Genomic DNA, 12764 nt, shown 5'->3' with positions numbered 1-12764 from the left:
GCGACAGGACGTCGCGTTTTTAACCTGCAAGGGCGCTTGCGCCTTTGTTTTCATCATTTAATATTTTCTTTCCTACGCCTCGCAAACTTCACGAAGGTCACATAAGCAACAGAAGCAGCAAGCGCAGCAGTAAACAATGGTAGCCCAAATGAATTGCAGCCTGTAATAACGGTTTCCTGGGAGAGACCAGTACGCATGCTCCAAGCTGAACTAATATTCGGAGTATATATCCATGTTAGAAACATGCCAGACAGTACCTGGAATACGGTGAACATTACAATAAAACTAATGATAAAGACAAGATACTTTTTCATTAAATATCCTCCGATTCATACATTTATATCTTACATACGAGTGGCAAGTAATTAAGTTTCATTTTACTAAAAAATAAAATTCATATCCATCTAAATAACTATCCCCATTTACCAAGTATTGGGGTATAATATTCTTTAGTTTTACAAAAGGGATTTTCCTATACATGTCTACATGAGAGAGGAGTTAGGGGTCACTTTTTCAATTGTTATTTTTAAAGATGTTGCATAAGTAAAAGGGGGAAAAAGAGATGAGAAAAACCATTGCCTTATTGATAATGGCAAGCTTCTTACTGCTTGCCGCTTGTGGGGAAGATAAGGAGCCGTTAACAGAAGGCCAAGTGTTGGAGCAGGCAATTCAAGCGAATGCTGATTTAGAAAGTTATACGACAGAGATGAAGATCGATACAGAGATTATGGATATGATTGTATCGATTGAAGGTACGGCTGACGTCACACATGATCCGGACACACTTTATTTAGACATGACGATGGGGATGACTGGAATTTCTATGGATGTGGAGACATATATCGTTGGTGAAGAAGTGTATATGAACATGTTCGGTGAATGGTTCATTACGGATGAAGAAGAAATGGGACTAGAGAGCTTTGACCAATTAAATGAAGGTGAACTTGAAAAACTAGAGGCGTTTGCTGATCAATTTGAAATGACGGAGGAAGAGGATCAGTATATCCTTGCGTTAACCGGTGAGGGAGAAGAATTTGAGGAATTAATCGAACCATATTTCGATACATCAATGGGAGATTTGACGATGGATATTGACTTGGAGGAAGACCTTTCCGACATTACGATTAACAGTTTTGAGACCGAAATGAAGGTTGATAAAGAGTCAATGTTGATCCAATCACAAACTGTTCAGGCGGAATTTGAAATGGACGGTGAATCTATTCAAGTTACAGCGGAAGCTACGGTGTCGAATGTGAATGAAGTTGAGCCAATTGAAGTTCCAGAAGAAGTAAAAGAAAATGCTGTAACGGAAGAGGAATGGGAAGAAGATTTTGCATTTCTCGAGGAAGAAATGTCACTTGAGGAAATTAAGGAAAATGTAGATTATACGATTCCCGATGTTACATTCGTACCGGAGGGCTATGAAATGACGGAATCCTATTATTCCTCGGATGATGAGTCAGAGATGGTCTATCTCATTTATGAGGATGAAGATTGGAACGGCTTCGTATTTAGCATCTATCCTTCACAAGAGGATTATGATGGAATGTTTGAAGGGGAAGAGACGGAGACAATCACTATTAATGGTAATGAAGGTAATCTGGCGGTTGATGATGATGGTTTCATGTGTCTCACTTGGGAACATGAAGATGTGTTTCTTGAATTAATTGGCGAAGAATCTGAAATGCCGAAAGAATTGTTTCTGCAAATAGCAGAGGGGATTGAGTAAGAGCACATTTCGTCTAATAAAAAGCGACAGGGAATATTTTTAGATAATCTCTGTCGTTTTTTTGGTGTGAAAATTTTATTATATTGCGGTAATTCCACCATCCACGATAAACTCAGAACAAGTGGAATAACTGGATTCGTCGGATGCTAAGTAAAGGACAAGATTTGCTACTGTTGAATTTTGTCTCGAGGAGTTAGTTCCATTTTTCTGCTGCTTTATGACTGAGGAGAAAAATAGGAATAAACAAGATTAGAATTACGACTGCACCTAATAAATTGTTGAATGTTAATAAACCAGTATTAGATATATGATAAGAAAGAATAATATAATAAGGAATGATCAGTGATACAGAAGTCCAAAGACCTGGAGTATAGCTGCGTAAGTATAAGGATTGTACGGGATAGGTAAAAATATTTAAAGCAAATAACAAATTTAACCCGAGAAATAGAAGATAGTGCTCAGTTATTGTTGTAATTACAATCAGAATAGCTACTGGGATAGAAAGTAAAAATACAACGAAAGAAAATCTGGCTGCATTCATTGTCTCAAATTTCCTGAGTTCTTCTTCTACAAAAGCAGGGATTCTTTTGCGAATTCTTGGATACGTTTTGTTGAACCATTTTTCAATTGTCATGATTTCTTCTAGGTTGTGGAGCATGAAAATGATGGTGAAAATTAGGACGAATAGATGGATATCCATAACCTTTTAACTCCTTTCTTAGAAATGCTCTTTTTTAAAACCTTTCTATAACAGTATTTTAACATGATTATTCCTATCTTTATACGAGTTTATAATTAATACTTTTCGCATGGCTGGAAGGCAATCGGCGGGTAGGTTATTATCTGAAGGCTGTCTTCCTTTAAAAAGAGTAAAATATTTTCTCCGCTTGAATACATTAAAGAAGGAAAAGATATTTGGAGGTGTACTCATTATGTCATCACCACAAGAATCAAAATCAACAAACTCATCAAATGAGATAATATCTTTAGAAGAACTTTCCTTTGTTTCAGCCATGTTCTTTGTTATCGGTGCAATGATCTCCTTTTATGTTGCTTATAAAAGACTTAAAGATTCGTCTTTAGGTGGACCGCCGATATTGCAACCCGTGCCATAAAGTGAAACTCATTCAGTGGGGATATCCTTACCTCTCCCACTGAATGTTAGTTGAACAGAATCATGGATTTATTACGGACTGTATATCCCAACCTTCATATATTGGGTTTCCCTCATGTTTCAATCGATGTATCGCAGGACTATCGCATGATATTTTCCAGGAACGGATTAATACAGAGAACTTGACAATCGAAACCGTGGCAGAAAAGATTGCTTTGAAATCTGAAATCCAACTAATCACCGATAAACGGGGGAAATTCAAGAGAAAGCTAGACAGGTTAAAAATACAACTTAGTCATATCCGATGGTTTTAAGAGAATTTATAGGCGCAATCATTGAAACCAAACACTCACTTCCGCCGTAAAACTACAAGTGAGTGTTTTTCATATTAACCTAAACCAATTCCAAAAGGGGAGAGCCACCAAATGACCTTTCTAATCCAACATCAATGGGAAATTTTTATCGCTGCAGAGATACTGTCCTTTATCTCATTAATTCTATTCGGGGTCATCCGCTATTTTTTCAACAAACGGAATTTAAGTCTTATCTTTCTGCTGTCTTTTCTCGGCTTATTTATCGTTGAGGGAGTGCTTGCTCTCCTTATTTACCGGGAAACAGGCGAGATTTCGATGTTTCAAATTGTTATTTTGATTTTTATTTTGTATGCGTGCACTTTTGGCATCAATGATTTCCGGAAGTTGGACCGTTGGATGCGCTTGAAGATTGGTAATTTGCGCGGTATCGACTTACTTACTGAAAGGGATAAAGAAATCATCAGGAGACAAAAAGACCCGAAATATATTGCCAAAATCAATCGATACAGCTCCATTTTCCATTTACTTATATTCGCAGCCGTCCAGATTGTTTTCTGGAGCTATGGAATAAAGGATCTCAATCAGGCGATGAATTACCTGACTGATCTTTCGTGGATTGGTGATGACAATTACTTGGCATCACCTTATGCAAATGAAATGATGTATAACATTTCAATGGTTTGGGGGATTGTTTTTATTATTGATTTCATTTATTCGTGGTCTTACACCATTTTTCCGAGCAAGTCTTAAGCGGGAAGTGGGGTATTTAGGAATCTTAACATCCTGACGTTGATAGCTCCTCTTAGGCGAAATGAGCTGGTCAATAGGGATTGATAACCTTCTATATGTCCGGAATACTGTCATGTTGCTCACGGAATTTGTATTTTCGATATTCTGAATGCATAGTCACCTGAGAAAAAGGATTCATCTCGTTTTCCGACCCAAATTTCATGTCAAAAATAGGGATTTGTCTAGTGCGGTTTCCTGTACTCTGCCATAGGCTGTAGGGAAGGGAAAGAACAGGATAAAATTTTTCTTGAAAAGGAGCATATACATGCATGGATTTGTAAATCATGTACCGATGCATCATTCGCCATTACCATATCCAGAAATGCACCGGGCTCGTCCGCCGGGTCCGTTTGGGCCAGGTGGCGGTATTGATCCGCTTGCAGCTGGATTAATAGGAGCAGGACTAGGATTTTTAGGTGGCAGTTTAATCGCTGGAGGACCAGGTTTTGGCTTTGGACCGGGATACGGTCCTGGGTTCGGTCCAGGGGCCGGATTTGGTTACGGTCCTGGCTTCGGACCCGGCCCGGGATTTTGGCAGTACGGTCCCGGATTCGTGCCATATGGTGGTTTTTAATATAAAAGAAAGGGTTTGGGTGCACGCACGCAAACCCTTTCTTTTATATTAAAAATAAGATAGACTAGTCATAAAGAATAGATATTTTTCCACTAGGGGTGCCAGTCGGCTGAGATAAGACTTTTTCTTAATCCCTTTGAACCTGATCTAGTTCATACTAGCGTAGGAAAGTGGAGTTGGTATACATACTTAAATTGTATTAATAACCACTCCAATTCCCGGGGTGGTTTTTCTTTTTTAAAAACTACCTCGCCCTTAATCTATTTCAATTTACTAAAAAGGAGGAAGTTTACATGAACTATATTGCTAAAATTCGAGAAAAAAGTCCGTTTATCTATAACATCACGAATGAGGTTGCGACAAATTTTGCGGCAAATGGTTTAATTGCGATTGGTGCGTCTCCAGCCATGTCGAATACACCAAAAGAGGCGGAGGAGAATGCGAGTCATGCGGATGCTGTCGTATTGAATCTCGGAACTTTAACCGAGGATCGGGCCGAGGCGATGCTGCTTGCTGGCCTTAAAGCGAATGAAAAAGGAATTCCAGTCATTCTTGATCCCATCGCAGCAGGGGGAACAAAATTCCGTACGAAAGTGATTAATGAATTATTGGAAAAGGTGAAATTCGCTGCTATCCGAGCGAATGCTGGGGAAATTTCCGTACTTGGCGGAGCGCTTGATATTATGAAAAGCCCTGACTCTACGGTTGAATCGATTGATCCGAAAATTGCTCAAACAGTAGCGAAAGAATATGATACGGTTGTTATTGCAACAGGGAAAACAGACGTCATTACAGACGGAACGCGCATGAGTCTTTGTAATAATGGGCATACCATGCTACAAAATATTACGGCAAGCGGGTGCCTGCTTTCGTCTCTCGTTGGGCCTTATTTAAGTGTTGCCGAAGACTTGTATGAGGCGAGTGTGGAAGTGACTGCAGCTTACGGGATAGCTGCGGAACTTGCGATGAAAAAGGCGGAAGGGCCGGGCACGTTCATCCCTGCTTTGCTTGATCAGCTTTATCTGCTGGATCAGGAGACGGTGAATACGTATAAAAAGCTGCAAGAGATTTAGAATGAATACAACAAACGGGAACGTAGCTCTACTTCTAGTCGATTTACAAAATGATTTTTGCCATCCGGAAGGCACCGCAGGTAAACGCGGGAAAGATATTCATGCTTTTTATGAAAAAATGAAACAGATGAAGGATTTGCTAGAAGCAGCACGAGAATGTGAGATTCCAGTGATTCATGTGATCTCGGAACATAGTGCTTGGACGGAATCCCCTTCTGCAAATGAACGATTCGGCCGAAGCAATCAGAAAAGTAATTTATCCTACTGTGAACCTGGAAGCTGGGGAGCGGAAATTCATGAGTATTTCACTCCGCTTCCAGGAGAAAAAGTTGTCGTAAAACATCGGTATAGTGCGTTTGTCCATACAAATCTTGAGCTTTTATTACGCTCAAATGGTATAAGCCATCTTACGATTATTGGAGCTTACACGAATGTGTGTATTGACACGACTGCTCGTGATGCTTCTATGAGAGATTTTTTCGTAACGGTTCCCTCTAATTGTGTCGTCTCGGATAATGAAAAACTACATCACGACGCATTAGAGTTACTCCAAGGAACATTTGCAGAAGTTGTTCACGCAGTTGAAGTAAAAAAACAATGGAAAGGGGAAATATAATTGAAAGAAATTCTATTTATCGAAGCAGGAATGGGAATTGATCTCCACGGCCAGGACATAAATGTAGCTGCCGAACGTGCGATTATGGATGCGATCCATTATAATTCCATGCCAGGAATAAGGAAAATGCTGCCAAGTCAAGACTTGAACAATATGCGGGTGAACGTTAAGCTCGCTGTACCAAAAGACGAGGAAAAGCTTGACCATGAAAAAATTAAAAGTTTGCTTCCTTATGGAACGGTAACGGTAGAAACCGTTGCTGGAGGTATGGCGACAACGAGCGGTATTTTCCTTGAAGATCAACAGGATGAAAATGATTTAATGTATATTGTGAATGCAGTCGTTGAGGTTGGGTATTAATGAAATGACATTTAGTTTAGTTGGTAAAGCAAATGAGTATGATGATGGGTGGGCTTTTAGTAGGCAGTCAATCGTCCGTCAACGCCTCACTGGGTCGGAGAATTGGGACGATTGAAGGTGCACTCATCTCTTTTCTGACTGGTACAGGTTTGCTTGCGATACTGGTGCTTTTCTTTGGACAGGGAAATTTATATATAAGGGGAATGTCCGGGCGAGGAAGCTCGAGCAGTCCGGAAAAAAGGCATGTTAAAATGAGGCACTTAGGGAAAGTCTAAGTACCTCATCGCTATTTCTCCTCCACATCAACCAAATAAATCTTCTCTTCAAACCCGCCACATTCCTCTGCCTTTTTGGCCCGACGTTTTTCTACATCTTCCATCGTGGTGTCGTGGATACCGACAAGGGCCTGCATGACTTCGAGGATATCAGCAAGTTCCTCTAATGCATCTTCGTCATTTGCTGCATCTTGATATTCCATCACTTCTTCATTCAGTTTCTTTTTTAGCTCCATAATATAACGATCCTGGTTAAGGGTTTCGGTATTGAAGGCTTGACCGTTTTGTTCCAATATTGACGGAATACCGTCGCGGACAAGTTTATTATACGTCGTCACTTAGGAAACACTCCTTTTTCATTGTTGTCGATTATATGGGGAAGCGAAATTACCTATATTCAATCGTTCCCTAAATACCGACAAGAAAAACGTTCGCTCTCAATTTAACGATAATGTTTCTTACTGAACGTGAATGCATCAACTGCTTCCCGGTCGATTTCATATCCGATGCCAGCTTTCTTAGGAACCGTAATATAACCGTTATTCGCGATAACTTCTGGTGCGATAATATCTTTTTCCCAATAGCGGTCGGAGCCGGATGTGTCACCAGGCAAGGTGAAATTCGGCAGCGATGTTAGCGCAATATTATGGGCCCGGCCAATTCCTGATTCAAGCATCCCGCCGCACCAGACAGAGATACCTTTCTCCGCACAGTAATCATGGATTTTTTTCGCTTCAGATAATCCGCCAACACGGCCGATCTTCACGTTTATAACTTTCGTACTTCCGAGTTCCACCGCTTTTCGTGCATCTTCCAACGAATTGATGCTTTCATCTAAGCAAATCGGAGTTTCCAGCTCTTTTTGCAGCTTGGCATGGTCGATAATATCGTCAGAAGCGAGTGGTTGTTCAATCATCATGAGATTAAATTCATCAAGTTGTTTTAACGTATCAAGATCCTTTAATGAATAAGCTGAATTAGCATCTGCCATAATCGGCAAATCAGGGAAGTGTTCGCGTAACGCCCGGATTACTTCGACATCTTTACCAGGCTTGATTTTCACTTTCATACGCTTATAGCCTTCTTTCACATATCCATGAACCAATTGGATCAAGTCATCGGTAGTAGGCTGAATGCCAATACTGATGCCAACCTCAATCTGTTCACTCTTCCCGCCAAGTGCCGCTGCAAGAGATTGGTTCGTTTGCTGGGCATAGATATCCCAAACTGCACCTTCAATCGCGGATTTTGCCATATTATTTTTCCGGATGGGGGAAAAAGTGTCACGCACTTCATCCGGGTGCTGCAATTCTTTATTGAGGAGGAGTGGAATAAGAAAATCCTCAAGCATATGCCAGTTCGTCATCATCGTTTCTTCGGTGTACCAGGGGGCACGGAAGGCGACCGATTCTCCCCAACCAATCGTTCCACTTTCGTCTTTTGCCTCTAGCAGTAGAAAGTCACGATTTTCTAGCGTTCCGAAACTTGTTGCAAAAGGAGATTTTAATTTCATTTGTAAATGGCGGATGGTGATCTCTGTCAATTTCATGATTCATTTCCTCCAAATTCAATCTTGTTCTTTGTTTTTTACTTAGACTTTACACTCGTACACCTGCGCGATTAGAAAAAGGTTCGCGTTGCCGCATCACTTTCTTCTTCACTAGCAAATAATTCTTAATTTCAAAAAGCAAGTAAAAGAGATTGGCCCGCACTTCGAATTCTTCTCTTGTCTTTGGTAGTTCATTTTCACGGAAAATTTCTTCGTAAGACTCTAACTTTTCGAGAACAGGATCAATGTTCTTCGTGCGGACGTTTTCGCTAATGTTCAATAATAGGTCGGCAACCATTTCGCGTTGTTCCACATGGATCTCTGAGAGGGAAACGATGCCTATAATTGGCAGCATTTGTCGCAATATGGCGAGCTGTTCTTCGCGCAATCTGAAATAATGATAGTCTGTTCTTTTTTCTTGTAATAAATTGTTTTCAATATCTTGGATGGCCATCGATTTCGCTTGATTAATAATTTCTTCCGCTTCATTAATCTCTTGTCCGTCCCAATTCCGGTGATTATCTTTTAAGAAAGCATGGAATTCATAGAGGATTTTTGCATACTTTTCTTCAATTTCATATTTGAACCTATCAATGTCTTTTCTCATACTCGGCATAACACTGTTTACAATGAATGCAATTCCAATCCCGGTGAGAATGATAAATAGTTCATGGAAGAAAACTTCAAAACTTGCATTTCCAATCATATAAATATGGGAGAGGACAACCATGCTTGTGATAAATCCGTTTTGAATCCGCGCTTTCATTAAGATCGGTATAAACAGAAGAATGAAAATCGCAAATACAATCGGGTGATAGCCTAATAATTCAAAGACCACCATACCGAGAACGAGTGAAAGAAGACAAGCGAAAAATTTATCCTTAATCGTGTAGATGGTTCGTTTTTTCGTCCGTTCAATACACATAATGACAAGAATCGCTGCAAAGGTTGCAAATTGAATGTCAACAAGACTTGCAAACCACATCGCAATACCTGCACCGACTGCTGTTTTAATCGTTCGGTATCCCATACCAACCATCCGAAACACCTCTCTTCCCTGATGACTTTCATTAGATCTATTATAGACTGTTGGAGAAGGAAGGAACAGAATTCCGGTCGGTGAGTGTGTTATACTAAATTTAATCACTCATTTAAATGGAGCAATCAATAGAAAAGGAGAGGTTTTACATGATCAGATCGATTCCTGAAATTACATTAAATGATGGACTATCAATCCCGGCAATTGGACTAGGGACGTATAAAATGAATGGTAATGCTGGGGTCCAGTCGATTACAAGTGCGATAGACAATGGGTATCGTTTGCTTGATAGCGCTTATAACTATGAAAACGAAGGTACAGTAGGGGAAGCTGTCCGTAAAACTGGTGTGCAGCGTCAAGATTTAATCATTACGTCGAAGCTGCCAGGGAGATATCATCAATACGATTTGGCTGTGCAGACGATTCAAGAGTCCTTGTACCGGGCGAATCTCGATTATTATGATTTATACCTCATCCACTGGCCGAATCCGAAGCAGGACGTGTATGTCGAAGCTTGGCAGGCGTTAATTGATGCAAAAAGATGGGGCTTGGTTCGTTCAATTGGAACGAGTAATTTCCTACCTGAACATATTGAACGGCTGGAAAAAGAAACCGGTGTGAAGCCAAGTGTGAACCAGATTGAATTGCACCCGTTCTTCAATCAGGAGGAGCAGCGGAAGTGGCATGAAGAAAACGATGTTCAGACACAATCCTGGAGTCCACTTGCACGTGTAAACAACGTGCTTGATAACGATATTCTAAAGGCGATTGCGTCACGCCATAATAAGTCCGTATCTCAAGTTATTCTGCGCTGGCATTATCAGTTGGGTTCGATTGCAATCCCAAGATCGACTTCACCGGTTCGTCAGCGGGAGAACCTTGCAATCTTTGATTTTGAGTTATCACAGGAAGAAATGAATAAGATCGGTGAATTGAGTCGTCCGGACGGGAGAATGAAAAACCAAGATCCAGCTGAGTATGAAGAATTTTAAACTGGCGAAGAAGTGTGAGGATACCTTATGAAGGAACTGTATATAAAGCAAAAAATACTTAGCTTAAGCGGCAGGTTTACGGTAAAAGATGCAGATGAACGGGATGTATATACCGTAGAGGGTAGCTTCATGAAAATCCCGAAAGTCTATACGATTAAGGATGAGAGAGAAGCGGAAGTCGCCCGAATTACGAAGCGAATGCTTACCTGGATGCCGAAGTTCACCATTGCTGTTGCCGGTGAAGAAGTCATTACGATAAAAAAGGAATTTTCTTTTTTTAAACCGCGTTATTCGATTGATGCGATTGGCTTAGAGGTGACAGGAGATTGGTGGGGCATGGATTTTGAAGTGTATCAGCACGGAGCGTTTATTGGAGAAGTGAAGAAAAAATGGTTTACTTGGGGCGATAGTTACCAAGTTAAAATAAGTGATGAATCCGAAGAAAACCTGATGATTGCCCTCGTTGTCGCGATTGATTGCGTGAAAGCAGATCAATCAGCAGCTGCCGCTTCGCCGGGAAGTTGAATAGAAACGGGTCCCCAAGTGAAAATTTTCCTTGGTGACCCGTTTTTTGTAATTGCTTTGGGAACTGTATGGTAATGATACTGTGGATGACTACATTTAGCCGAGTGAATAGGGGCGTTTTAATCTTTAATCGTCCGTTTGAATTAGGTTAGATTTCGTTCGGTCGATTAGAGATGTCTTAATTACTCGAATGAGTTAGACTTTCCTTCGTTCGGTCGATTATAAGGGTCCTAATCACCCGAACGAGCTAGAATAGCCTTCATTCAGTCGATTAGTAGTGCTCTAATTAATCGAATTGGCTAAATTCGATTTCGTTCGGATAAATAGGGATGTTTTTTTGATTACCCTTTTGCGCCTCCTGATTCCAGCTCGTTTGGTCAGAGAGATCTAATCAACACTTGAAAACAACTCTAATTCGAGCAGTGAAGCTGTCCGTTTATTATAGCCGTCAACAGTATTATTTAAAATCTTCTCCGTGCAGTGATAGGAAATTTGCCAGTGCAAAAGTTGAATTCATTACTTTCCATCGGTGTAGTTATCAAAATATCCTTGAATATAGACAAAAGGTGTTCCTTTGTCACCGCTGCCTGACGTGAGGTCAGATAGAGAGCCGATCAAGTCGGTTAGTTTTCGTGGAGTTGTTCCTTGTGCCTCCATAGATCCGACAAGGTCATCACCCTTTTTATTAATGAACGCGGCAACTGCTTCGTCTAATTCATCTCCGCGCAGGTGACTAAAGTTATTATCAGCTAAATATTTTAATTTGATTTCGTTCGGTGTACCTTCCAGACCTAACGTATAAGCTGGGGATACAACAGGGTCTGCTAGTTCCCATATTTTTCCAGCCGGATCCTTGAATGCACCATCGCCGTACACCATTACTTCAACTGTTTTTCCAGTAGCTTGTTTAACTTTTGCTTGAATCCCGTTTACTAATTCCTGACAATTATTCGGGAAGAGTTTCACACTTTCTTCGGTCGCTTTATTAGAACCGAGTAGTCCGTATGCTTCGTTATAACCACTGCCATTAATCGGTTCTGTTAAAATATCATCCAGTCCGTAAATCGTTTCCGCACCGTGTTTCTTTAGGATCCGTTTCGTCCGGTGACGGGAGTGGATATCACAAGTGAGGACATGCTTCGTGTACTCTAGGATTGATTTCGCGTTATTGGAAAAAATAATCTCGCATTCAATTCCTTCTGCTTCGATAATGCTCCTGTAATATTCAATATAATCGACGCCAGTGAATGGATGTTTGCAATTTCCGAATAACTCGCGGAATTCCTTTTCCGTTAGTACATCTGTCCACGGATTGACTCCTTTATCATCTAAGTCATCAATGCTGACTAAATGGTTGCCAACCTCATCTGCTGGATAGCTCAGCATGAGGACAATTCTTTTAACCCCGCGGGCAATCCCGCTTAAAATGCTGGAAAAACGATTCCGGCTGAGGATTGGGAAGACGACTCCGACCGTTTTATCGCCAAATTTTCGCTTGGTATCTTCAGCAATTGCTTCGATGCTCGCATAATTTCCTTGCGACCGGGCAACAATCGACTCGGTCAAGGAAACGATGTCACGATCCCGAATTTGGAATCCCTCGACTTCCGCTGCTTGTAAGACGGTTTCTACGACGATTTCCTCGAGGTCATCGCCTTCATTGATAATCGGTGCTCTGAGTCCACGTGCGGTTGTACCTACTACTCTTACCAATCTGATCTCTCCTAATCTTCATGAGAATATATGATGTACATATTTATTAATTTTTGATTTCCCTTCTTTACTATACCTGTAATTCGTGATATAAGTAAAATT

At 40.7% G+C, this 12764-nt stretch carries 16 protein-coding genes, 1 pseudogene and 1 riboswitch; of the genes and pseudogenes, 10 read left to right on the top strand and 7 right to left on the bottom strand.

Going from position 1 to position 12764, the window contains the following annotated elements; translation table 11 throughout:
- Positions 1-53: 53 nt before the first annotated feature.
- Positions 54-314, bottom strand: coding sequence for a hypothetical protein (locus IEX94_RS02720; protein WP_188855912.1), 261 nt, complete (start codon positions 312-314; stop codon positions 54-56).
- A gap of 248 nt (positions 315-562) precedes the next feature.
- Here IEX94_RS02720 and IEX94_RS02715 point away from each other — a divergent pair, with 248 nt between their 5' ends.
- On the top strand, positions 563-1729 hold the full coding sequence (locus IEX94_RS02715) for a DUF4367 domain-containing protein (RefSeq protein WP_188855911.1): 1167 nt from the start codon (positions 563-565) through the stop codon (positions 1727-1729).
- A gap of 78 nt (positions 1730-1807) precedes the next feature.
- Here IEX94_RS02715 and IEX94_RS02710 read toward each other — a convergent pair.
- Together IEX94_RS02710 and IEX94_RS02705 are read right to left on the bottom strand one after the other, a co-directional pair.
- A pseudogene (locus tag IEX94_RS02710) lies at positions 1808-1900 on the bottom strand (SDR family oxidoreductase); the annotation flags it as partial.
- Between the two features lie 22 nt (positions 1901-1922).
- Positions 1923-2429 (bottom strand): HXXEE domain-containing protein, encoded by a 507-nt coding sequence (locus tag IEX94_RS02705; RefSeq protein WP_188855910.1) that lies wholly within the window; start codon positions 2427-2429, stop codon positions 1923-1925.
- Between the two features lie 232 nt (positions 2430-2661).
- On the opposite strand from IEX94_RS02705, the gene IEX94_RS19595 reads away from it, so the two are divergent.
- The 7 genes from IEX94_RS19595 (at position 2662) to IEX94_RS02670 (ending at position 6844) form a co-directional block, all read left to right on the top strand.
- Positions 2662-2844, top strand: a complete 183-nt coding sequence (locus IEX94_RS19595) for a hypothetical protein (protein ID WP_156856153.1) — start codon at positions 2662-2664, stop codon at positions 2842-2844.
- 424 nt (positions 2845-3268) lie between these two features.
- The gene (locus IEX94_RS02695; protein WP_156856155.1) at positions 3269-3907 is read left to right on the top strand and encodes a hypothetical protein; all 639 of its coding nucleotides are present in this window, start codon (positions 3269-3271) and stop codon (positions 3905-3907) included.
- A gap of 304 nt (positions 3908-4211) precedes the next feature.
- Positions 4212-4520 (top strand): hypothetical protein, encoded by a 309-nt coding sequence (locus tag IEX94_RS02690; protein ID WP_188855908.1) that lies wholly within the window; start codon positions 4212-4214, stop codon positions 4518-4520.
- Between the two features lie 84 nt (positions 4521-4604).
- Positions 4605-4706: riboswitch (TPP riboswitch) on the top strand.
- Positions 4707-4813: 107 nt separating this feature from the next.
- Positions 4814-5593 carry a hydroxyethylthiazole kinase gene (gene thiM, locus IEX94_RS02685; protein WP_188855907.1) on the top strand — a complete coding sequence of 260 codons (780 nt, stop codon included), beginning with the start codon at positions 4814-4816 and terminating at the stop codon, positions 5591-5593.
- 1 nt (position 5594) lies between these two features.
- Positions 5595-6209 (top strand): cysteine hydrolase family protein, encoded by a 615-nt coding sequence (locus IEX94_RS02680; RefSeq protein WP_188855906.1) that lies wholly within the window; start codon positions 5595-5597, stop codon positions 6207-6209.
- The gene (locus tag IEX94_RS02675; RefSeq protein WP_156856159.1) at positions 6210-6569 is read left to right on the top strand and encodes a Lin0512 family protein; all 360 of its coding nucleotides are present in this window, start codon (positions 6210-6212) and stop codon (positions 6567-6569) included. It begins immediately after the preceding gene.
- A gap of 32 nt (positions 6570-6601) precedes the next feature.
- The gene (locus tag IEX94_RS02670) at positions 6602-6844 is read left to right on the top strand and encodes a DMT family transporter (RefSeq protein WP_188855905.1); all 243 of its coding nucleotides are present in this window, start codon (positions 6602-6604) and stop codon (positions 6842-6844) included.
- An 11-nt stretch (positions 6845-6855) separates the two neighbouring features.
- On the opposite strand, the gene IEX94_RS02665 is transcribed toward IEX94_RS02670, so the two are convergent.
- The 3 genes from IEX94_RS02665 to IEX94_RS02655 all read right to left on the bottom strand — a co-directional run bounded on the left by IEX94_RS02665 (position 6856) and on the right by IEX94_RS02655 (position 9432).
- Positions 6856-7182 (bottom strand): nucleoside triphosphate pyrophosphohydrolase, encoded by a 327-nt coding sequence (locus tag IEX94_RS02665; RefSeq protein WP_188855904.1) that lies wholly within the window; start codon positions 7180-7182, stop codon positions 6856-6858.
- Between the two features lie 104 nt (positions 7183-7286).
- Positions 7287-8393: an o-succinylbenzoate synthase gene (menC, locus tag IEX94_RS02660; RefSeq protein ID WP_188855903.1), complete on the bottom strand. Its 1107-nt coding sequence runs from the start codon at positions 8391-8393 to the stop codon at positions 7287-7289.
- 49 nt (positions 8394-8442) lie between these two features.
- Positions 8443-9432: an aromatic acid exporter family protein gene (locus tag IEX94_RS02655; RefSeq protein WP_156856163.1), complete on the bottom strand. Its 990-nt coding sequence runs from the start codon at positions 9430-9432 to the stop codon at positions 8443-8445.
- A 149-nt stretch (positions 9433-9581) separates the two neighbouring features.
- Here IEX94_RS02655 and IEX94_RS02650 point away from each other — a divergent pair, with 149 nt between their 5' ends.
- The gene (locus tag IEX94_RS02650) at positions 9582-10424 is read left to right on the top strand and encodes an aldo/keto reductase (RefSeq protein WP_188855902.1); all 843 of its coding nucleotides are present in this window, start codon (positions 9582-9584) and stop codon (positions 10422-10424) included.
- Between the two features lie 27 nt (positions 10425-10451).
- On the top strand, positions 10452-10949 hold the full coding sequence (locus tag IEX94_RS02645) for an LURP-one-related/scramblase family protein (protein ID WP_156856165.1): 498 nt from the start codon (positions 10452-10454) through the stop codon (positions 10947-10949).
- Between the two features lie 516 nt (positions 10950-11465).
- Here IEX94_RS02645 and IEX94_RS02640 read toward each other — a convergent pair.
- Positions 11466-12662 carry a coenzyme F420-0:L-glutamate ligase gene (locus IEX94_RS02640; protein ID WP_156856166.1) on the bottom strand — a complete coding sequence of 399 codons (1197 nt, stop codon included), beginning with the start codon at positions 12660-12662 and terminating at the stop codon, positions 11466-11468.
- Positions 12663-12764 lie beyond the last annotated feature (102 nt).

Source organism: Oceanobacillus indicireducens (assembly GCF_014647195.1).
GTDB lineage: Bacteria > Bacillota > Bacilli > Bacillales > Amphibacillaceae > Oceanobacillus > Oceanobacillus indicireducens.
The sequence above is the reverse complement of the archived record's forward strand: the minus strand, read 5'-3'. Positions and strand labels throughout refer to the sequence as shown.

Coding starts and splice junctions, on each gene's coding strand:
- IEX94_RS02720 (WP_188855912.1), bottom strand. CDS start 314: ATGAAAAAGTATCTTGTCTTTATCATTAGTTTTATTGTAATGTTCACC.
- IEX94_RS02715 (WP_188855911.1), top strand. CDS start 563: ATGAGAAAAACCATTGCCTTATTGATAATGGCAAGCTTCTTACTGCTT.
- IEX94_RS02705 (WP_188855910.1), bottom strand. CDS start 2,429: ATGGATATCCATCTATTCGTCCTAATTTTCACCATCATTTTCATGCTC.
- IEX94_RS19595 (WP_156856153.1), top strand. CDS start 2,662: ATGTCATCACCACAAGAATCAAAATCAACAAACTCATCAAATGAGATA.
- IEX94_RS02695 (WP_156856155.1), top strand. CDS start 3,269: ATGACCTTTCTAATCCAACATCAATGGGAAATTTTTATCGCTGCAGAG.
- IEX94_RS02690 (WP_188855908.1), top strand. CDS start 4,212: ATGCATGGATTTGTAAATCATGTACCGATGCATCATTCGCCATTACCA.
- thiM (WP_188855907.1), top strand. CDS start 4,814: ATGAACTATATTGCTAAAATTCGAGAAAAAAGTCCGTTTATCTATAAC.
- IEX94_RS02680 (WP_188855906.1), top strand. CDS start 5,595: ATGAATACAACAAACGGGAACGTAGCTCTACTTCTAGTCGATTTACAA.
- IEX94_RS02670 (WP_188855905.1), top strand. CDS start 6,602: ATGAGTATGATGATGGGTGGGCTTTTAGTAGGCAGTCAATCGTCCGTC.
- menC (WP_188855903.1), bottom strand. CDS start 8,393: ATGAAATTGACAGAGATCACCATCCGCCATTTACAAATGAAATTAAAA.
- IEX94_RS02655 (WP_156856163.1), bottom strand. CDS start 9,432: ATGGTTGGTATGGGATACCGAACGATTAAAACAGCAGTCGGTGCAGGT.
- IEX94_RS02650 (WP_188855902.1), top strand. CDS start 9,582: ATGATCAGATCGATTCCTGAAATTACATTAAATGATGGACTATCAATC.
- IEX94_RS02645 (WP_156856165.1), top strand. CDS start 10,452: ATGAAGGAACTGTATATAAAGCAAAAAATACTTAGCTTAAGCGGCAGG.